This window comes from Streptococcus mitis bv. 2 str. SK95, from assembly GCF_000222705.1.
Taxonomy (GTDB): domain Bacteria; phylum Bacillota; class Bacilli; order Lactobacillales; family Streptococcaceae; genus Streptococcus; species Streptococcus mitis_AY.
The window spans coordinates 1-20,550 of record NZ_AFUB01000019.1; the positions used below are offsets into that span (position 1 = coordinate 1).

24 protein-coding genes are annotated in these 20,550 nt (G+C 43.0%); 3 read left to right on the forward strand and 21 right to left on the reverse strand.

Annotation, left to right across the window (positions count from 1 at the left end; all coding sequences use genetic code 11):
• From HMPREF9965_RS05020 to HMPREF9965_RS05095, 16 genes are all read right to left on the reverse strand, one after another.
• On the reverse strand, positions 1-939 hold a 939-nt coding region (locus tag HMPREF9965_RS05020), incomplete at its 3' end, for a hypothetical protein (protein WP_255264841.1).
• A gap of 36 nt (positions 940-975) precedes the next feature.
• Positions 976-1,542 carry a GNAT family N-acetyltransferase gene (locus tag HMPREF9965_RS05025; protein WP_000434139.1) on the reverse strand — a complete coding sequence of 189 codons (567 nt, stop codon included), beginning with the start codon at positions 1,540-1,542 and terminating at the stop codon, positions 976-978.
• 358 nt (positions 1,543-1,900) lie between these two features.
• Positions 1,901-2,296, reverse strand: a complete 396-nt coding sequence (locus HMPREF9965_RS05030) for a helix-hairpin-helix domain-containing protein (RefSeq protein ID WP_000038701.1) — start codon at positions 2,294-2,296, stop codon at positions 1,901-1,903.
• Positions 2,297-2,393: 97 nt separating this feature from the next.
• The gene (locus tag HMPREF9965_RS05035) at positions 2,394-2,648 is read right to left on the reverse strand and encodes a DUF1912 family protein (protein ID WP_000119707.1); all 255 of its coding nucleotides are present in this window, start codon (positions 2,646-2,648) and stop codon (positions 2,394-2,396) included.
• Positions 2,649-2,657: 9 nt separating this feature from the next.
• Complete coding sequence (locus tag HMPREF9965_RS05040) at positions 2,658-3,992, reverse strand: DUF438 domain-containing protein (protein ID WP_000752868.1); 1,335 nt, start codon at positions 3,990-3,992, stop codon at positions 2,658-2,660.
• Positions 3,992-4,225, reverse strand: a complete 234-nt coding sequence (locus HMPREF9965_RS05045; protein ID WP_000368739.1) for a DUF1858 domain-containing protein — start codon at positions 4,223-4,225, stop codon at positions 3,992-3,994. The genes HMPREF9965_RS05040 and HMPREF9965_RS05045 overlap by 1 nt, the downstream gene beginning before the upstream one ends.
• 95 nt (positions 4,226-4,320) lie before the next feature.
• Positions 4,321-4,671 carry a 30S ribosome-binding factor RbfA gene (gene rbfA, locus HMPREF9965_RS05050; protein WP_001273601.1) on the reverse strand — a complete coding sequence of 117 codons (351 nt, stop codon included), beginning with the start codon at positions 4,669-4,671 and terminating at the stop codon, positions 4,321-4,323.
• Between the two features lie 250 nt (positions 4,672-4,921).
• Positions 4,922-7,672 (reverse strand): translation initiation factor IF-2, encoded by a 2,751-nt coding sequence (gene infB, locus HMPREF9965_RS05055; protein WP_000039233.1) that lies wholly within the window; start codon positions 7,670-7,672, stop codon positions 4,922-4,924.
• A gap of 16 nt (positions 7,673-7,688) precedes the next feature.
• Positions 7,689-7,988 carry a YlxQ-related RNA-binding protein gene (locus HMPREF9965_RS05060; RefSeq protein ID WP_001041400.1) on the reverse strand — a complete coding sequence of 100 codons (300 nt, stop codon included), beginning with the start codon at positions 7,986-7,988 and terminating at the stop codon, positions 7,689-7,691.
• A complete protein-coding gene (rnpM, locus tag HMPREF9965_RS05065; protein WP_000857571.1) occupies positions 7,981-8,274 on the reverse strand; it encodes an RNase P modulator RnpM in 294 nt (97 codons plus the stop codon). The genes HMPREF9965_RS05060 and rnpM overlap by 8 nt, the downstream gene beginning before the upstream one ends.
• A 21-nt stretch (positions 8,275-8,295) precedes the next feature.
• Positions 8,296-9,432 carry a transcription termination factor NusA gene (gene nusA, locus HMPREF9965_RS05070; RefSeq protein WP_000032280.1) on the reverse strand — a complete coding sequence of 379 codons (1,137 nt, stop codon included), beginning with the start codon at positions 9,430-9,432 and terminating at the stop codon, positions 8,296-8,298.
• A 42-nt stretch (positions 9,433-9,474) separates the two neighbouring features.
• The gene (gene rimP, locus HMPREF9965_RS05075; protein ID WP_000338689.1) at positions 9,475-9,954 is read right to left on the reverse strand and encodes a ribosome maturation factor RimP; all 480 of its coding nucleotides are present in this window, start codon (positions 9,952-9,954) and stop codon (positions 9,475-9,477) included.
• A gap of 126 nt (positions 9,955-10,080) precedes the next feature.
• Positions 10,081-10,716 carry a tRNA (guanosine(46)-N7)-methyltransferase TrmB gene (gene trmB / locus HMPREF9965_RS05080; protein ID WP_001266105.1) on the reverse strand — a complete coding sequence of 212 codons (636 nt, stop codon included), beginning with the start codon at positions 10,714-10,716 and terminating at the stop codon, positions 10,081-10,083.
• Complete coding sequence (gene ccrZ, locus HMPREF9965_RS05085; protein ID WP_000363016.1) at positions 10,713-11,507, reverse strand: cell cycle regulator CcrZ; 795 nt, start codon at positions 11,505-11,507, stop codon at positions 10,713-10,715. Before ccrZ ends, trmB begins: the two co-directional genes overlap by 4 nt.
• Positions 11,508-11,554: 47 nt before the next feature.
• A complete protein-coding gene (locus HMPREF9965_RS05090; RefSeq protein ID WP_000653785.1) occupies positions 11,555-12,604 on the reverse strand; it encodes an ABC transporter permease in 1,050 nt (349 codons plus the stop codon).
• The gene (locus tag HMPREF9965_RS05095; RefSeq protein ID WP_000889933.1) at positions 12,601-13,332 is read right to left on the reverse strand and encodes an ABC transporter ATP-binding protein; all 732 of its coding nucleotides are present in this window, start codon (positions 13,330-13,332) and stop codon (positions 12,601-12,603) included. The genes HMPREF9965_RS05090 and HMPREF9965_RS05095 overlap by 4 nt, the downstream gene beginning before the upstream one ends.
• A gap of 67 nt (positions 13,333-13,399) precedes the next feature.
• On the opposite strand from HMPREF9965_RS05095, the gene HMPREF9965_RS05100 reads away from it, so the two are divergent.
• From HMPREF9965_RS05100 to HMPREF9965_RS05110, 3 genes are all read left to right on the forward strand, one after another.
• Positions 13,400-13,810 (forward strand): HIT family protein, encoded by a 411-nt coding sequence (locus HMPREF9965_RS05100; RefSeq protein WP_001278324.1) that lies wholly within the window; start codon positions 13,400-13,402, stop codon positions 13,808-13,810.
• 9 nt (positions 13,811-13,819) lie between these two features.
• Positions 13,820-14,098, forward strand: a complete 279-nt coding sequence (locus HMPREF9965_RS05105) for a hypothetical protein (RefSeq protein WP_000777740.1) — start codon at positions 13,820-13,822, stop codon at positions 14,096-14,098.
• A gap of 69 nt (positions 14,099-14,167) precedes the next feature.
• Complete coding sequence (locus HMPREF9965_RS05110) at positions 14,168-14,821, forward strand: hypothetical protein (RefSeq protein WP_000808738.1); 654 nt, start codon at positions 14,168-14,170, stop codon at positions 14,819-14,821.
• A 77-nt stretch (positions 14,822-14,898) separates the two neighbouring features.
• Here the strand turns inward: HMPREF9965_RS05110 and dnaJ are convergent, their stop codons facing one another.
• The 5 genes from dnaJ to hrcA all read right to left on the reverse strand — a co-directional run bounded on the left by dnaJ (position 14,899) and on the right by hrcA (position 20,468).
• On the reverse strand, positions 14,899-16,035 hold the full coding sequence (dnaJ, locus tag HMPREF9965_RS05115; RefSeq protein WP_001066318.1) for a molecular chaperone DnaJ: 1,137 nt from the start codon (positions 16,033-16,035) through the stop codon (positions 14,899-14,901).
• A gap of 244 nt (positions 16,036-16,279) precedes the next feature.
• The gene (locus HMPREF9965_RS05120; RefSeq protein WP_000868201.1) at positions 16,280-16,630 is read right to left on the reverse strand and encodes a hypothetical protein; all 351 of its coding nucleotides are present in this window, start codon (positions 16,628-16,630) and stop codon (positions 16,280-16,282) included.
• A gap of 163 nt (positions 16,631-16,793) precedes the next feature.
• Positions 16,794-18,617, reverse strand: a complete 1,824-nt coding sequence (dnaK, locus tag HMPREF9965_RS05125; protein WP_000034667.1) for a molecular chaperone DnaK — start codon at positions 18,615-18,617, stop codon at positions 16,794-16,796.
• 262 nt (positions 18,618-18,879) lie between these two features.
• A complete protein-coding gene (gene grpE / locus HMPREF9965_RS05130; RefSeq protein WP_001288014.1) occupies positions 18,880-19,395 on the reverse strand; it encodes a nucleotide exchange factor GrpE in 516 nt (171 codons plus the stop codon).
• A gap of 38 nt (positions 19,396-19,433) precedes the next feature.
• Positions 19,434-20,468: a heat-inducible transcriptional repressor HrcA gene (gene hrcA / locus HMPREF9965_RS05135; protein WP_000256773.1), complete on the reverse strand. Its 1,035-nt coding sequence runs from the start codon at positions 20,466-20,468 to the stop codon at positions 19,434-19,436.
• Positions 20,469-20,550 lie beyond the last annotated feature (82 nt).

Genomic DNA, 20,550 nt, shown 5'->3' on the forward strand with positions numbered 1-20,550 from the left:
TGTTATATTATATTTTATATCCCATGATTTTTGTTTCAATCTATAATTTAAATTATAAATTCCGTAATATTTCAACTCTAAATCTGTCTTATTTTTTTCTATCTTTTTTATTTGAGAAATATATTTGTGACCTATATCGAAAATTTGATAAAGGAAAAAAATTTCTGAAGAAATTATAATTAACACTAAGATTACTGGCAGGATGTCTACTAGCAAATTCACTTTAATCAGATTATAAAAATTTAATAAAATAATTGTTAAATAAAGTGAATATAAATAAGGGAATACAAACGCCATTATGAAAGAAAGGAATAAAATTATTTTTTCTTTTCGCGAATCAAAATTGAGCTTAGATAGCAATTTTATCAGGAAATATTGCAAAATTAAAAAAATAAGTTGAAAAAAAGATAGATATATATTGAGTATGTCGTTTACATTGTTTGCCCAGAAAAACATTATTGTATTTAAAAATATCAGTCCCCATCTTAAAAGATTCCATAGGGCAGTACGACCAATTCCTACCTCATTTTTCGAACGTTCCCAATCATATTTCAGGAGCAGTTCTAGGTATTGACTGAGCTTTTGTGACTTTTCCTCTGAGTAATCAAAATTACTTAAAAGATCCCAAATATGTCCATCTTTCATGTAATACTCATTAACATATTTTACATTCATATCAGAGCCATATGGATTGATTTGTGATTTAAGTCTACTAACTGCAGATTTCCTATTTTTTCCGTCTAGTAAATCAACAATTATCAACTTTATACTTTTTCTCCATTCTGTTCTTTCCTTAGTAATATAATCAAGCCAATTTCTTTTACTATTATTTACAAACACTAAAATCGCACTCAAGATAGCCCCTAGACCAGCTCCACTAATTAGAGTAATAATCTGGCTTATTTCCAATCTTCTAACCTCGCTTTCAAAATTCTTCAATACATCCCAACTGTTCGATTTTCTCGAACAGTTCAACTAACAGTTTAAACTCTCCCACTCACTCCTCAGCAAGCCATATATCAGACTGTCACAGCGGTTGCCTTGAGCATCTTTGCGGTCTCTTATGCGAGCTTCTAAGGTAAAGCCAAGTTTTTCTGCAACTCGTTGACTTTGGAGATTATGGCTGTAGCAAGATAGTTCAACCTTGTGAAGACCAAGTTCTTTAAAAGCCTCATCAATCAAGGCACGTGCCGCCTCTGGAACATAACCTAGACCCCAATAGTCTGGATGTAAGATATAGCCAATCTCCAAGACATCATCCTCATGACGACGAGGGAAATCAACAGAGCCGATGACCTTATCGGTTCCTTTAACGACAATTCCATAGCCCGCTGGGAGATTGTTCTTTTCATTACGCTCGGGAAGGATATGCTCTAGATAATAAATCTCATCTTCCAAGGTCTTGACGGGCGGAAATGCTGCTGGATAGGCGACCTCTGGCAAACTAGCGTAGGCATGGATATCCTCGGCATCCGCCACTGTACGGACTCGTAAAACTAGCCGTTCGGTTTCTAATCGTTCTGGTAATTGTGCTTGCTCCATCTTCCTACCTCGCTTCCCATAAAAAATGCCCCTGCCATCTACATGACAGGGACGAATGTGTTTATCCGCGGTACCACCCAATTTCGGGCAGATGCCCGCAACTCTAGTCTTCTTGTTTCTCTTTTATGATGTCGTTAGCTCGCTTTGACGTACTTCAGTACAGCCTACAACTCGCTGCCTAGTCCTAAAAGGAAACAAAAAGACTATTCTAATATTTCATTTTCATCCATCAGCAACCAATTTTGACACATTTGTGGACTTCTCAGCACCGCCACTTTCTGTAAAATGTGGGATTCAAAACACCTCTGATGGCTTTATTGTAGCAAGTTTTTCACAGAAATGCAAGGGACAAGAAAAATTACTTGAAGCTGATTCCGTGTTCTTTTAATTTCTTGATGGTAGCTGGGCCGATTCCTTTCAAAGCAAGGAGTTCTTTTTCCGTCCAGTTTTTAAAGTCAGCAGCCGACTTGATACCTTCATCATAGAAAGTCTTAGCACGATCTACTGAGAGGCCACCCAAAGTAGCTGCGAAATCTTCTACTGAACTGGCTACTTTTTGAGCTTGTTCCTTGGTCGCTTCTACTGCTTGTTCCACTTTTTTAGAGACAACTTTTCCTGCTTCGCTGGCAGACTTTTCTGCGTGTTTCACGACTTTTTTGGTCTCTTCGACAACCTTAGTCACAGTACTTGAAAATGCACCTGAGCGACGGAGGCTATTTCGCAATTGTTTTTTACGTTGGAGTTTCTTTGACATGATAAAATCCTTTCAATAAAAAATCCCTGATTTGACAAGGATTTAATAAAGATATTCTATCAAGATTTCGGCGAAAAATCAAGAAAGTATCACTATTTTAATAATTTCGCTCGCCAAACAAGCCCTCTGGCAAGTCATGGAATCCCTTGCCCGCCTTGAAATTTTCAAACTTACCAAGCAAGAACTGGTAGGCATCCAAGCGGCTTTCGTAGCGAATCATGGCATCTTTGGCACGCTCGTCTTGATCTTCCTCGTAGACCTTTTGACTTTCCTTGTGCGCCATGTCGTTGATCATGATCTGGGTATTGACCCAGGCTTCAAATTCCTTCATAAATTCCTGTTCGTAACTCATTGATTCTCCTTATTCTAATCCACGGAAATAGTCCGTATCAATCTCACGGTAGGGCTGGATATCCTGAACATACTCCAACACCCCTTGAAATTCTCCGTCTTCATCGTGTACCGCGGCATAGGTTATGTGGACAAACTTGCCTCGTGACTCTGACTTGAACCACATTTCATACTTGTCCTTGACCCCTTCACGAAGACCTTTCATAACGGCCTTCACCTTGTCTAAGTACTTGGGCGGATGGCAGAGTTCTACATTGCGCCCGACTTGGGACGGCGTCCGTTTGAAAATCATCTCATCAGCTGGCGCATTGTCATTGTAATACTGAAAAATATCGTCTTTATTGACAAAGGTAATCTCCATGGGGAGGTGATTGAGGATGAGGTTGGCCTGCTCAACAGAGAGATAGCCATTGCCAAAAGCCTGTTGACTATGGCGGTCCAGCACTGCTTCCTTTTCCTTAGGGGTAAAGGTAATGGTAAACTGACCTTCTGGCGTATCGATAACTTGCTGCACTTGACCTTCAGCCGTGTCTAGTTGCACGGGCTCCTCTGCACTCTTTTCCTCAACAAAACGCTGTCGTTCTGGAACCCATTTCTCAGACGGACGGATGATGGCATAGCCATAGGCATCGCTCTCCTCCGCAATCTGAATCCAATCGTCCTGGGTGAAAGACTCGAGGAGAATCATGAGGAGGATGGACTCTTCCTTGAAAATCATACTTTCAAACTCTGTCGCAAAAGCTTCAAAATCTTCTTTCACACTGCTAATCGACACTTCTGGAAGTGACTTGGCTGTCGTTAGAGCTGTTTGAAAGAGTTCCCTAATCTGGTCATCCACTCCCCACATAACTTTTGGAGGTGAATCGTGACCATAGCGCTCCATGATGGGAAAGAAGAGCTCTTCCTTGCGCTGGTAGTGGATATCAAATTGCCCCAAAAGCCCCATTTGACGGACCAAACCCTTGCGCATTTCTGCCAGCATTTCCTCGTCTTCCATAGACTCATAGGTATCTAACAGTCTCCGAATGCGAATCAAGGCAGCGCGGAGGGCCAGATTTTCATCCTTGAAGACCCGAACTGGGTGACCTGGGTGCTCTGTATCCTCTACTTCGACACCCTTAACAGCATTTTTAAAAAGATTGGCATGGACATCACAGAGCTCCATGACATCTTCAAAAGTGACTCCTGAGTCTGAGTTCATCAGCTCGTGCTCCATGAGGGAAATTTCGATGGCTGACACACCTGTAAAGGTCGCATCAAAACGCTCCTGAACTGACTCAGGAGAGGCGCCATTGTGCAATTCTAACAAAATATCCCGTAGGATATGAATCCGTTCATCTGCCATTAGTCTAATCCAATCACTTCGTAACCATTCGCTTCTAGCGTGCGGACAATCTTGTCCATAGGAGTTCCTTCGAGCTTAGAACCCTGTTTGAGCGATACTTTGCGACCGACTGTGTTGCGCATCAAGGGATTAGCAAGTGGTTTAAAACCAAGCTCCACTAGGATTTCCAAGACTTCTGGATGCTTATCCACCACTTCTGCAACGGGAATTGACACATCGATGATATTATCCATGACGACCTCCATGTATGTTCTAAAATGATTTTGCTGCTTATATTATACCATAAGGACGATTAGCATACACCAAAAAAGAGGGTTGCCCCTCTTTCTTAATTTTTATCCAGATTACGTAGCATCTCGTCAATCTTGTTTCCATATTCAATGGACTCATCTTTGACGAAGGTTAAATCTGGGATTTTGTACAATTTCAAATTGCGACCAAGTTCACGTTTGATCGTACCAGTTGCTTTTTCAAGCCCGATTTGAGCTTTTTGATTATCCGAAGCAAGGTTACTCAAAATGGTGTAGTAAACCTTGGCAACAGACAAGTCACCCAGCATCTGAACATCTGTAATGGTCACACCTTGGACACGCGGATCACGGACCTTCTTTTGCAAAATCTCGTTGACTTCACGCTTGATTTCCATGCCTACACGATCCGTACGGAAATGATTTGCCATGATATTCCTTTCTCTACTTTGAACCAAAAGCTAGGCCAGCAGACCTAGCTATTTTTAAACTTATTGATTTTCATTTCAAATTGAAACGAAGTTCAATTTGAAACCACCTGCTTCTTTCGCTGTGGTGAAAGTGATGGAACTGATTTATCAGTCCCATCACAGGGGATTTTTGAGACCCTAGGCTCAAAAATAAGCAATGAAACCATCGGTTTGCTTGCGTCCCTCACCACCTAAGAAAGGAGCAAAAATCTTATCTCTTGATTTCTTCCATGACGTAGGCCTCAATCACATCATCCATCTTGATATCATTGTAGCCATCAATCATGAGACCACCTTCACGACCGTTTGTAACTTCTTTGACGTCATCTTTGTAGTGTTTCAAGCTTGCGAGTTCACCGTCATAGATAACAACACCGTCACGGATTACACGGACTTTAGAATCACGGGTAACTTTACCGCTAGTAACCATAAATCCACCGATGGTTCCCACTTTAGATACCTTGAAGGTTTCACGGATAACTGCTTCACCGATAACTTTTTCTTCAAATTCTGGATCAAGCATCCCTTTCATGGCTTCTTCCATCTCTTCGATAACCTTGTAGATAATGCTGTGGAGACGGATTTCTACATCGTCAGCTTCTGCTTGTTGACGCGCTTGTGGCGTAGGGCGTACGTTGAAACCAACGATAAAGGCATTTGAAGCTTCCGCAAGGGTCACGTCAGATTCGTTGATAGCACCAACTGCCGAGTGAACGATAGTAACTTTCACACCTTCTACGTCAATCTTTTGAAGTGAGGCAGAAAGGGCTTCAACCGAACCTTGGACGTCGGCCTTGATGATAACATTGACTGACTTGAGTTCACCTGCCTTAAGCGTATCAAAGAGGTTTTCAAGGCTGACACGTTGGGTAGCTTGACGTTGTTTCATGAGGGCACGTTTTGCACGCTCTTCACCGGCTGCACGCGCAGATTTTTCATCTTCGTAAACGGCAAAGTGGTCACCCGCCATTGGTGCTTCGTTCAAACCTGTGATAGAAACTGGCGTTGATGGTCCAGCAACCTTGACACGACGACCAAGGTCATTTGTCATAGCACGGACACGTCCGAAAGTATTACCAACAACGATTGGGTCTTGAACATTCAAAGTACCTTGTTGGACAAGAAGGGTTGCGACCGCACCTTTTCCTTTATCCAAGCGAGCCTCGATAACTGTACCGATCGCACGAACTGTTGGGTCGGCCTTGAGTTCTTGGATTTCAGCTACAAGTAGGACCGTTTCCAAGAGTTCATCGATGTTTTGGTTGAATTTAGCTGAGATTTCGACAAATTCAGAATCTCCACCCCAGGCAGTTGACATGACACCGTGTTCAGCCAATTCACCGATAACGCGTTCTGGGTTGGCACCTGGTTTATCAATCTTGTTGATGGCTACGATGATTGGAACGTTCGCTGCTTTTGAGTGGTTGATGGCTTCGATAGTTTGAGGCATAACCCCGTCATCTGCCGCTACAACCAAGATGGTAATATCGGTAACAGAAGCACCACGCGCACGCATAGATGTAAAGGCCGCGTGTCCTGGTGTATCAAGGAAGGTAATCTTCTTGCCATTTTCCACGATTTGGTAGGCACCGATATGCTGAGTGATACCTCCTGCTTCTCCTGTTGCAACACGAGAGTTACGAAGGGTATCTAGAAGGGTAGTTTTACCATGGTCAACGTGTCCCATGATGGTTACAACTGGTGGACGCTCAACTAATTCATCTTCATTAAGATAGCCATCCTCGACAAAGAATCGTTCGATGTCGGCATTATCCACTTCAACCTTTTGTTTGGCTTCGATACCGTAATCCACCATGAGGAGTTCAATTGTTTCCCCATCCAAGGATTGGTTTTGTGTGGCCATGACACCCATCATAAAGAGTTTCTTAACGATTTCAGCTGGTTCACGTTTGATACGTTTTGCGATTTCAGCAACGGTCATACCATCTGTATACTCAAATTCCGTTGGCAATTCGTGGAACTTACGCTCTGTAACAGGTTTTGGAGTCTGGTTACGGTTGTTTTGCTTGTTCCCTTTTTTATTTTTCTTGTTGTTATTCCAGTTACTATTTCTTTGATTTCTCACTTGATTCTGACTACTTCGATTCTTTTGTTGTTTTCTAGGACCATCTTCTTCGTGATCATAATCGTCACGTTCTTTGTCTGGTCGAGCTTGTTTTTTACGACGTGTATCCACTGGCGCTTCTTTCGCTACAGGAGCTACTGTTACGGCTGGCTGCGTTTGTTCAGCTAGCTTAGCAGCTTCCTCAAAGATTTCCTCAGGTTCCTTGCGTTTATTAGCTTGAGCCAAGGCTTCTTTGGCAGCTTGCGATTGTTTGAAGCGCTCCTCGCTTGAGCGTGCGTACTCTGCATTTTGCTCTGCTTTTAGGGCTGCTGCACGGGCTTTAAAGTCAACACGTGGCCCAGCTGGTTTTGGCTGGAAGTCTTGCGGCTGACGGCGATCATTGCCACGATTCCCTTGACCTTGTGGTTTTTTCCCTTGGTCGTTGAAACGGCGATTGTCGCGATTTCCTTGACCAGGTTTGCCACCATTACGGCCATCGTTTTTCTGACGGTTGCCGTTTTGTTGTTGGTCACGGTTGTTTCCCTTATTTTGTTTGCGTCGTTCTGCCTGCTCTTTGGCACGCGCCTCACGCTCCGCCTTGAAGTTTCGGCTCTGCGGTCTTGCAGCCACCACTTTTTCTTCCTTAGCGGCAGCTGGTTTAGCTGATGCAGGCTTTTCAGCTTTCTTTTCTACACTTGCTTTTGGTGCTGCAGGTTTTGCTTCTGCCTTAGGAGCAGGTGCAGATTTAAAACTAGCTGCGATTTGCTCAGCAGCAGCAGTTTCCACGCTCGATGAGTGGCTTTTTACATCCAAGCCCAACTCTTTTGCACGCGCTACAACTTCTTTACTTTCTTTTCCAAGTTCTTTTGCGATTTCGTACAATCTTTTCTTAGACAAATCATGTCCTCCTCTTCTATTCCATAAGAGACCTCATTTTCTTTGTAAATCCAGCATCTGTCACAGCCAAAACCTTTCTTGATTTTCCGACTGCTATGCTTAATTCCAGTGTTGAAAACACGGTTATAACTTCTACTTGATAATAGTCACTTTTATCTTGAATCTTCTTGGTTAGATTAGGGCCAGCATCATGGGCTAGAAAGACTAGCTTGGCTTTCTGTTCTTGAATGGCCTTGACTACCAATTCCTCACCCGATATGATCCTGCCTGCTCGTTGAGCCAGTCCCAAGAGATTGCTTATCTTTTGCTTATTCAAGTCCCAACTCTCTTCTTTTCACTTTGTGATCCACATAAGCGATCAACTCATCATAAAAGCTTTCATCCACTTCCATGCTAAAGCTGCGGTTAAAGACCTTCTTCTTTTTCGCCTCTAGGGCTTCTGCATTGTCTAGTTTGATATAAGCGCCGCGGCCATTGGCCTTGCCTGTCGGATCGATAAAGACTTGCCCTTCCTTGTTCTTGACAATGCGCAGCAAATCACGCTTATCAATCACTTGGTTGGATACAACAGACTTGCGCAAAGGGATTTTTCTTGTTTTCATCTTTCCCTCCTCTAGCAGCTTTTATTCTTCGATCAATTCATCCGCAACTGCGTAATCAACTTGACCTGCTTCTTCCATAGCTTCAAACTCACTGGCAGACTTGATATCGATACGGTAGCCCGTCAAGTGAGCTGCCAAGCGAACGTTTTGTCCACGACGACCGATGGCAAGAGAAAGCTTGTTATCAGGTACAACGACCAAGGCACGTTTGCTGTCGTTTTCATCAAAGATAACTTGGTCAACCTCTGCAGGTGCGATGGCATTGTAGATAAACTCAGCTGGATCCGCTACCCACTCGATAACATCAATGTTCTCTTCTACAGGAATCATACGGTCGCTCTTAGCGTCGTAGCGAGCTGGGTGGAACTTGCTGGTGATCTTCTTGATATTGGCACCACCACGCCCAACGATTGTCCCGATAGCGTCCACGTTTGGATTGTGGCTACGAACGGCAACTTTAGTACGGTCACCAGCTTCACGGGCTACGCTCATGATTTCGACAGTTCCATCGTAGACTTCGGGAATTTCTTGCTCCATCAAGCGTTTGATCATTTCTGGATGGCTACGACTGACAAAGACGTTGACACCACGAGGGTTGTCTTCAACCTTGTAAACATAAACTTCGATACGATCATGAGAAGCAAAAACTTCTCCAGGGATTTGGTCTTGTTTTGACAATTGAGCTTCGATGCTACCAAGATTGACATAGATGAAACGGTTGTCAAAACGTTCTACTGTACCAGACATGATTTCTTGTTCATGTTCCTTGTAAGTATTGTAAGTGATGGCACGTGTTTGCTTGCGCATTTTTTCCATGATGGTTTGTTTGGCAGATTGGGCTGCTACACGACCAAACTCAGCTGGCGCTTCTTCAAACTTGATTTTATCACCAAGTTCATAGGCTGAATTAATGGCAAGGGCATCTTTCAAGCTGATTTCCAAACGACTATCAAATACTTCATCTACAACTTCACGGACAGTATAAACTGTAAAGTCACCTGTTTTTTCGTTGAAGTCAATAGCTACGCTGTCTGATTGACCATAGCGTCTGCGATAAGCGGAACGAAGCGACTCTACTACTGCGTCGATGATATCTTCTTTTTTGATTCCCTTGTCTTCTTCCAAAATGCGGAAGGCCTCTAGCATTTCTTTACTCATGTTTTCTTCACTTTTGAATCCTCAAAAGCTATCCTTTCTTTTCTATAGTTTTACTGCTAAACGTGCTTTTGATACTAAACTGTATGGAATTTGGACGGTTTTCTTACGTGTTTTGTCCATATACTCCATGGTCAACTCATCCTCTTCAAAGGATAGCAAGGTACCTTCAAAGACTTTTTGCTTATCGATGGCTTGGTAAAGCCCGACATGAATGTATTTCCCAACTGCTCCAGCGACTGCATCCTTGGTTTTCAAAGGACGTTCCAAACCTGGACTGGTGATTTCTAAGAAATATTGTTCTGGGAAGGGATCGGGCTTGATGTTGTCTAAGACAGGACTGATAATTTCTGTCAAGTCTGCCGTGTCGTTCAAGGTAATTCCTTCAGGTTTGTCTACAAAAATACTGAGAATCATGTCACTGCCAATCTTTCCATACTCGATATCTACGAGCTCGAAAGGCGCTTGGATGACAGGTTCTACAACTTCTCTGACTAATTCTACGATTGTTGCGATTGCGTCCACCTCCTCATAAGCAAGAGGCGAAGATATTTCCCCGCCTCTCTTTCTCATATTCTTACTATCAGTATAGCACGTTTGTCAATTTATGTAAAGCATAAGCACTCAAACGGCTGGTTTTCAAGCTATTTCTTAAAATTCTGCCTCAACTCGGTAGATCACTTGACCCTTGTTGGAGAATTTTTGCTCATATTCCGTCATGACATTGCCTTCAAAATCACTGGCATGCAGGTCCAGCCAAACACCATTGAGTTTCATCCCATACTGAGAAAAACTCACTAGACTGTACTCAAACAAGCCACGATTGTCTGTCTTGAAATGGATTTCCCCATTCTCAGGCAAAATGCGCTTGAAGGTATCCAAGAAACTCTTGTAGGTCAAACGACGTTTTTCATGGCGTTTTTTAGGCCAAGGATCAGAAAAGTTTAGGTAGAGACGATCAATCTCACCGTCTTCAAAGTAGTCAGTTAAATCCGAACCATCTACCCACAACAACTTGATATTGGGCACTCCAACTTCAAGCACCTTGTCCAAGGCATAACTCAATACCGACTTTTGGATGTCAATCCCGATGTAGTTGATGTCAGGATTTTGCTTGGCCATACCTGATACGAAGGCCCCTTTCCCACTTCCAACTTCTACATGAATAGGATGATCATTTCCAAACAAGTCTCTCCATTTCCCTTTGGATTCCAAGGGATTGAGGACAACATACTGGGGATTGGCCTCTAGTAACTCTGTCGCCCCTTTACGATTCCTAACTCTCATCTCTTCTTTCCATACTTGTCACGGAAGACACGCAAGGCATAAATCTCCCGGTTTACATTATCTAAATCTTGATTTACAAAGTATTTGGCAATCTGGCTCAAGTAAGAATACTGACCGTACCAATACAATTTATCTAACACTGTCTGATTGTACTTATAGCCGTAGTCTCTCAACCATTGGCGCCACTGATGATCTGGAATGTAGTGGCATAGCAAATGCGCCACATCAAACATGCGATCCGTCAGGCGAACCGAATCCCAATCCACTAGATAAACAAGCCCACTCTCTGTCTCAATCCAATTACTATGGCGAAGATCACCATGCACAATCGTTGCATGGTCTTCCCTAAATCCTGGAACCGTCCTGCGCAAATCATCAATCACCGAATTTAAGTACTGATGTCGTTTCAAGACTTCAGGTGCTTCTTGCCTCCAAGACTGCAACAAGTCTACTGGCGTCTCCATGGTATATCCCAAACGGCTCAACTGCTTCATCAAGGGACGTGAGCGGTGGAGACGTGTCAAGATATTGATGATCTGCTTGCGGTTCATATCGTGCGGTGTCAAGATTTTACCCGTCAACCATTCTTGGGCACACATATCACGACCATCTGGCAAACGACGAGTCCATAGTAATTGAGGAGCGATTTGTTCTCTGGCAAGGCCAGGTAGGATTGGAGAGGTGTTCATTTTTACAAAGACGCGCTTCCCATCAGGGTAGCTTCCCATATAAGCCTTGCCGCTCTTCCCAGGTATCGGGGTCAGCGTTAGCTCATTATCACCCAAGTCCATTTCTTTCCTCCGTATAAAGTTTCCTTACTATTCTACTAGTTTTTGGTCTATTCGTCAACCAATCTTTTCAGTTGGTAAGGTAAATAAAACAATTGTAGGAAGAGACTAGCCCCTACAAGAGTCAACAAGGCTATTTTTTCTTGAAAAATCACTGTTCCGACTAGCATTTCCAACAAAAGAACTACACTTCCAACACCGACTACAATCTGTTTTAAGCCCTTTTCTTTTTCACCCTTTTCTAAAGGAAAGAGCTGGGTCAAGTACTGGTAGTCAAAGGCATGATAGAGTGCTAGCAACTGGAAGAGCAAGAGATAGTTAAACAGGACAACCACTGCCGTCGCAATCCAAGACTGCTCGATAAAGATCTCAGCTAACAAGGATAGGAGCAAGAGGCGGAGACTGAGGGCAAAGAGATCCCCATTTCGCAGATAAGAGCGGAGATAGAGGTTTTGCCAGATCTTCCCTGGCACCTTTTGAACAGTCTTTAGGATGAAATCCAGATAAGCACGACGCTTGACACTGTTTGAAATGCCCTTGACCTGAGTAAAGAGAGCGAAGAAACGAAGCAAGAGTTGCTTGCGTTTGCTTTCTTGGGCAATGACATAGTCCCAGTCCAGCCCAGTTTCAGTAAAAAATTTGCTGGCTTTTTGGCGAAAGAGGAGGTATTTCCCAGTTCCCAATAAAAGCACATAGATGAGAAAGACTGGCAAACCATAGCCCATGGCTAAAAATAAGGGCGCAAAAAGAAGTAAGCAGAGAGTCTGTACCAATAGCCAAAAGACCAGTGAGCGCACCGTCTGCCCTTTGAGGTGGGACATGATCTCCTCTTCACTGACTAAGAGAAAGAGTTTGTCAGGTACTTCCATGTAGGTCGCGATTCCTCCCCAAGCTAAAAGCAAGGCAGAGACAATCCCCAAAAACAAGAGAATAGGCCAATGATTTTCAGGAAAATCTTGCAAGAGTTGACTGTACTGGTAAGCTAGAAAACCAATGAGAACCAGCAGGAACAAGACAAAGTGGTCATTGAGAACATAGCGCAGATAACCGACACATTCCTTACGAAAAGCCTGTTTTCGCTTTAAAAACAAGTCTTTCATAGCTCCTCCTCTTTGGTCAGAGCCAAGTAAATGTCGTTCAAACTAGCATCAGGCATATCAAAGGCCTCGCGGAGTTGCTGGAGGTTCCCCTGAGCCCGCATCTCCCCCTTGTGGAGAATGACAAAGGCGTCACACATCTTTTCCGCCGAGTCCAGAACATGGGTACTCATGAGAATGGACTTGCCTTTTTGCTTTTCTACTTCCAAAAGCTGAATCAAGTCGGCAATTGCCAAGGGATCAAGACCAAGAAAAGGCTCATCAACGATGAAAAGACTCGGATCCACGACAAAAGCACAGATAATCATAACCTTCTGCTTCATTCCTTTTGAGAAATGGACAGGAAACCAGTCTAATTTTTGATCCAGACGAAACATCTTTAACAAAGGTTTTACACGCTCAAAAGCCACTTTCTGATCGATACCATAAGCCATAGCAACCGTCTCGATATGCTCTCTGAGGGTCAATTCCTCATACAAGCTAGGCGTCTCTGGGATGTAGCCAATCTGCTTGCGGTAGTTGGTCGCATCTTCTCGCAGGGTGAGGCCATTAATCTTGATTTCCCCACTGTAAGGGGTCAAAAGACCAATAATCTCATTGATTGTCGTTGATTTCCCAGCACCATTGAGACCAATCAAACCAACCAACTGCCCACTTTCAACTGTAAAGGACACATCTTTCAAGACAGGAACGTGAACATAGCCTCCTGTCAGGTTTTTAATTTCTAACATATTTTCTCCGAATCTGGTATAATGTAGCTATATTATATCAAAATTCAATACAGTAGAGGTGGATTTTATGTCAGATTGCATTTTTTGTAAGATCATCGCAGGGGAGATTCCTGCTTCAAAAGTATACGAGGATGAGCAGGTTCTTGCCTTCCTTGATATCTCTCAAGTAACGCCTGGACACACCTTGGTCGTACCAAAAGAGCACTACCGCAATCTTTTGGAGATGGACGCTACTAGCGCCAGCCAACTATTTGCCCAAGTGCCAACAGTGGCTCAAAAAGTTATGAAAGCTACCAAGGCTGCTGGTATGAATATCATCGCCAACTGCGAGGAAGTTGCTGGTCAAACGGTCTTTCATACTCACGTGCACCTCGTACCTCGCTACGGTGCAGAAGATGACCTTAAGATTGACTTTATCGCCCACGAACCAGACTTTGACAAACTTGCCCAAGTCGCTGAAACCATTAGAAACACCTAAGGAGTTGCCATGAAACTATCAAATCTACTGCTATTTGCAGGAGCTGCAGCTGGAAGTTATTTTGTTGTGAAAAATCGCCAAGCCATTCAGGATGAAGTGCTAGATACAACTGACCGCGTCGAAGCTATCAAGGATGATTTGGATATCATCCAAAACAGCCTACAAATCATCGACCAACAAAAAGCCCTTATCAAGGAATACCAAAAAGATTTAACCTACAAGTTCAAAGTTTTAGAAAAAGATTTCCAAACTAGAATGGCGGTCCTCCAAGAAGAAAAACAAGAATAAGAAATCCTCCAACTTTCCTTAAATCCATTTTGGATTACTAGATTCGAACAGAAAAGGGAGGGAGTGAAAATGAAACAGTTTTTAAAAGTTCTAGCGAAGGTCATCGCGATCCCTTGTGGCTGTCTCTGCCTTCTTGCGGTCCTAGCATTTCTACTACTGATGAATCTTTTCAAGGCTTCACCAAGTGACATCCGTGAGGGGAATGAAGCCTTAAAACAAATCTTTATCTCCCTTGACATGCCTCCTAAGAAAGTAGAATCAAATGGACACTATCAATTCGAGGGTGGAGGCTTAAATTTTTATGTTACTTTCTCAGATGAGGTTATCAATAGTCACACCGTCCTAAAAGAAAGTCCAAAACTCACCAAAAACCGACTCGAAGTCTATGTCCTACAGACAGGAGAGATTTCATACTATAAAGTTGGAGACAACTTATTCAATCATGGTTTAATACAATTTTTAGAGGAGGAGGGCGAGAAGTATCTCCAAGAAATCGGAAAGAAATTTAATCCCAATTACTCAATTCTCTTTTGGAATGATCAGGAAAGTCTAAAAAGGGGAATTGCATTCTATGAAAAAGCTTTGACTTTGGTGGATATTCAGGATAATTCAGCAATCAAACACATTGATACCGTCACCGTTAAGTCAGGTAAAGAAGCGGAAATCAAGCAACTCATCCGAGAGATGGATGCAGCTGGCCTGCTTACTCAAAGAGCTAAATAGCCAACCAGCTAAAGAATGAGTTTCTCGGTGCTAAATTTTCAAAGATAACAAAAAAGAGCCAATCGGCTCTTTTTACTTTATTCTCCTTCAAAGGCATCTTTTATGTGGTCAAAGAAGCCTTTTTTCTTTGGATTGACTTTCAAGTCACCTGCAGCTGCGAATTCCTTCAAGGCTGCTTTTTGGCGGTCGTTCAAACCTGTCGGAGTCACGACATTGACAGTAACGTATTGGTCACCAACGGCACCGCCACGAAGGCTCGGTGCTCCCTTACCACGTAGACGGAATTTCTTGCCAGTCTGAGTTCCTTCTGGGATGACCAATTCGACATCACCATGCACGGTTGGAATTTCCACAGTATCTCCAAGGGCTGCTTGGACAAAGTTGAGGTTCAGATTGTAGAAGATAGTCGTTCCTTCACGTTCAAACTTATCACTAGCTTCAACTGAAACCACCACGTACAAGTCCCCGTAAGGTCCACCGTTAAAGCCTGCTTCGCCTTGACCAGCTAAGCGGATTTGTTGGCCTGTTTCCACACCAGCAGGGATTTTTACATGTACGCTATGAGCTTGTTTTTCATGACCTGTTCCGTGACATGTAGTACATGGATCTTTAATTTCTTTTCCGCGACCATGACAGACATCACAGGTTACTTGACGACGCATCATACCAAGAGGAGTCTGCGTATCGACGTTAATAACACCAGCGCCATGACAGCGTCCACAAGTGACTGGACTTGTCCCTGGCTTAGCACCAGATCCATTACATGTACGACAGCTGGCTTCACGGTTGTACTTGACTTCTTTTTCAGTTCCGAAGATAGCTTCTTCAAAGGTCAAGTTCACACGGTACTGGAGGTCGTCACCTTGACGAGGAGCGTTTGGATTGCGCGAAGCTCCGCCTCCTCCGAAAAAACTTGAGAAGATATCTTCAAAACCACCGAAGCCACTTGCTCCGTCAAAGCCACCGAAACCGCCAGCACCACCAAAGCCACCGTTGGCACCCGCAGCCCCATATTGGTCGTAGGCTGCACGTTTTTGGTCATCACTCAAAGTCTCATAAGCTTCTTGAACTTCCTTGTATTTTTCCTCAGCTCCAGGCTCCTTGTTGATATCTGGGTGATATTTTTTGGAAAGCTTACGATAAGCCTTTTTGATCTCGTCTGCCGAAGCGTTTTTTGACACCCCCAGACGATCATAAAATTCAGTATTGTTCATACAAGATACCAAGACCGTAAAATTCGACTGAAAAATAGGAAATCTGACGCTGGAGCGATGCTCCTAGACAGATTTCTCTTTTTTCCGAGAATTTAGGTCGAGTTCAATTCCTTTCTTTTATATTGTTGAGACAAAACCCAAACAAATCAGGTTCAGTCCCTTTTTACCGAAAAACAGAGGCTGGGTTGCAACCTCTGTCTTCTCAGCTTGAGTAATTAAGCATTTAAAAATGGAAATTATAGCGTCATTTTTTTCTAATTTGACAAAGCTCTTTGACTACGTTGTAACTAGAAATAGCAACCTCAATATAATCTTCATTGCTACCGTTTCCAACTTTTATTTGTTTCGTGATAGGGCTACCATCTCCCGTTTTTTCAATAAATTCCAGTAGAGAAGTGGGCGAAACTGTTTCTTTATGAAACTTCACCCGAGTAACATCATTATTTTTATCTTCATAAATTTCTAAAAACTTCCTACCACGCATCTTTTCAGAGTAGTATAACGCAACATATGGAGGATTAGATTTTAATGCGTATTCATCATGAACATCCAAACCTCGCTCTTTCAGTTCCTTAATTAATTCTCTAACTTTCATAACAGTCTCCTTACACCTCATCCCATCGTGAAAAAGAGACGTAGCTGTTTTCGCGTTAGCGAATTACAGATATGGCTACTTTTGGGTGCAAATCTTCCTAGAAACTAAAGTTTCTGCGTCAGATTTCCTATTTTCACTGTGAGGTTTTAACGGGCTTTGCATCTTATTTTTCCGTAAACTCTCCGTCTACGACGTCATCGCCTGCGTTTCCTGTTGCTTGTGCACCTTCTGCTCCTGCTTGAGCTTGTTGGGCTGCTGCGGCTTGTTCGTAGAGTTTCACAGCAAGTCCTTGAGCTTTTTCGTTCAATGCTTCAAGTTTTGCTTTCATTTCGTCCAAGTTGTTGTCTTCTTGCGCTTTCTTAAGGTCATCAAGGGCAGCTTGGGCAGCATCACGTTCTGCGTCAAAGCCCTTACCTTCAGTTTCCTTGATTGTCTTTTCAGTAGCAAAGATTGCTTGGTCTACTTCGTTACGAAGGTCAACTTCTTCTTTACGTTTCTTATCTGCTTCAGCGTTTGCTTCTGCATCTTTCATCATACGGTCGATTTCTTCGTCAGTCAAACCTGAGTTTGATTGGATGACGATTGTTTGTTCTTTTTGAGTTCCAAGGTCTTTAGCTTTAACAGATACGATACCGTTCTTGTCAATGTCAAATGTTACTTCGATTTGTGGGATACCACGAGGTGCAGCTGGGATGTCTGTCAATTGGAAGCGCCCAAGAGTCTTGTTATCTGCTGCCATAGGGCGTTCACCTTGAAGAACGTGGATATCAACGGCTGGTTGGTTGTCTGCTGCTGTTGAGAAGACTTGTGATTTAGATGTTGGAATAGTTGTGTTACGGTCGATGAGTTTTGTGAAGACACCACCCATTGTTTCGATACCAAGTGACAATGGTGTTACGTCAAGAAGGACAACGTCTTTAACATCACCAGTGATGACACCACCTTGGATAGCCGCACCCATAGCAACTACTTCGTCAGGGTTCACTGATTTGTTTGGTTCTTTACCAGTTTCAGCTTTCACAGCTTCTACAACGGCTGGGATACGAGTTGAACCACCAACAAGGATAACTTCGTCGATTTCTGACAAGCTCAAACCTGCATCTGAAAGGGCTTGACGAACTGGAACTTTTGTACGTTCTACAAGGTCACGAGTCAAATCGTCAAATTTCGCACGAGTCAAAGTCATTTCCAAGTGAAGAGGGCCAGCTTCACCAGCAGTGATAAATGGCAAGCTGATTTGTGTTGAAGTTACACCAGAAAGGTCTTTCTTAGCTTTTTCAGCCGCATCTTTCAAACGTTGCATTGCCATTTTGTCAGTAGACAAATCAATACCGTTTTCTTTCTTGAATTCTGCTACCAAGTGGTCAATGATTTTTTGGTCAAAGTCGTCACCACCAAGTTTGTTATCCCCTGCAGTTGACAATACATCGAAGACACCGTCACCCAATTCAAGGATAGATACGTCGAATGTACCACCACCAAGGTCAAATACCAAGATTTTTTCTTCTTTGTCAGTCTTGTCCAAACCATAAGCAAGGGCTGCTGCTGTTGGTTCGTTGACGATACGTTCTACTTCGAGACCAGCGATTTTACCAGCGTCTTTTGTTGCTTGACGTTGAGCATCGTTGAAGTAAGCTGGAACTGTGATAACTGCTTTGGTTACTTTTTCACCAAGGTAGTCTTCAGCATAACCTTTCAAGTATTGAAGGATCATAGCTGAGATTTCTTGTGGAGTGTATTCTTTTCCGTTAGCAGAAACTTTTTCAGAAGTTCCCATCTTAGATTTGATAGAGATAACTGTATCTGGGTTTGTAACTGCTTGACGTTTTGCAGCATCACCAACGATGATTTCTCCGTTTTTGAATGATACTACAGATGGAGTTGTGCGGTTCCCTTCTGGGTTTGCGATGATTTTGCTTTCAGTTCCTTCAAGAACTGCAACTGCTGAGTTTGTTGTACCTAAGTCAATACCGATAATTTTAGACATGTGTTTTTCTCCTTAAATTTTATATTCTTTCTTTTTGATTTTTTGATATTTCCCTTAAGTGGTGGGGACGTAAGCAACTCCCTTCGGGATTTCATCACTTATTTTTGAGCCAATTGTCTCAAAAAATCCCCTGTTTCAGTAGCACACGCTACTGAAACTTTCACCACGGCGGGAAATATCTTCCTTGCAAGCCTCCGGCTTGCTTCTTATCTTTCTTCATAGTTTATTGTCGTTTCGGACAAGGTTTTTTAGGTTTTCTAGCCTAGTTATAGACCACTACCATCGCTGGGCGTAGGATGCGGTCATGGAGTTTATAGCCTTTTTGAAAGACTTGCGCGATGGTATCTGCTGGATGTTCGTCGTCTGCTGGGAGAGTTTGGATGGCCATATGATAGTTATGGTCAAATTCGCCATCAGCTGCGATTTCTTCGATTCCTTCTTCTTTCAAAGCATGAATCAAGCTTTCTTGCACCATCTCCAATCCTTTTTTGACGTCGTCTGTCAAGCCTTCAACGGCAAGGGCGCGTTCTAGGTTGTCGAGCGATGGGAAGATTGCTTTTGCCAAGTCTTGACTACGATAGCGTTGCAAGTTTTGACGCTCTTCATTAGCACGGCGTTGGATGTTTTGCATTTCTGCATGAGCGCGAAGGTATTTGTTTTCGAACTCGTCCGCACGTTCATTTGCCAAGTCCAACTCAGACTTCTCAGGAGTTGTTTCTTCAGCTGTTTCCACAACTTCCTCTTCTTTTACTTCTTCGTTTTTGATTTCCTCAGACATTTTTCGCCTCCTTTTTAGGAATTTATGTAATTTCATGTTCAACTCACCTCATAATGATTACTACTCAAATATCGGTAGAAATCTGTGAGTTTCATAGTTAAGACTCGATTGACCACATTGACCTGGTTGATTAGTTGCTGGTAGTCCAGATTGACTGGACCGATAATTGCCAGAATTCCAAAACCACGATAAGGTATAAGGAATTTACTGCTAATCACTGCTAGATCAGCTAGGCAGGATTCTTGACTATCTGCAACACGAACATTTTGCATCTGATCTTCATGCAGACCTTCACGAATTTCTAAGGCTACCTTCTGTGGTTGGTCAAAGAACTGATAGGCTGCTAGATTGGCAAAATTCAAGAGATTGACCTTGCCCGCCACTACAATGTTTTCATTGAACATTTCCTTAAAAATGTGTTCAAAGAGATCCATAACATTGTCCGTTGTTGTAAAGTAACGCTGGATAATCTGCGGAATCTCCGTCCGAATCTTGTAGTGAATATCCAGAACGGTGTGACCGAGGAAACGTTCCTGAATGATGGTCTTCAGTTTCAGCAAATCCTCTTGCAAGAAATTCCTTGGAATCAGAAACTGACTGGTAACCGTTCGAGACTCGTCTAGGGTGAAAACTGCAAGAGCAGTATGTTGTCCTAGAACGACAATATCGAAAGCTGTCAGGCGCTGTCTACTTGGCTCAACATCCAGAGCCACTACCGTACAGCCACTTAGGTCTGTTAGTAGATTGGCAGCCTCTTGCAGAATATCCTCCAGTTTGAAAAATTCCTGATCGAAGGCTTTAACAATCTCATAAACCTCATTTTCAGCCAGTCGGTCAAAATCCAGTGAATGTTTTACATAGTACTGAAAACCAGCGACACTTGGCATCCGACCACTAGAAGTATGAGCTTTCTCAAGCAAACCTTGCTTTTCTAGAGCCGCCATATCATTACGAATGGTTGCACTGCTAGAGTTAATAGACTCTTGTAGTGCTTTGGATCCGACAGGTTCGTGCGTTTTGGTAAAGATGTCAATAATCAGATTCAAAATATCCTGCTGACGCTTTGTAACCATCTCATCACTCCCCTCTGTCAGATTGATTAGCACTCGATACACCTAAGTGCTAACTTATGATTCTATTATACACCCTTAAAAG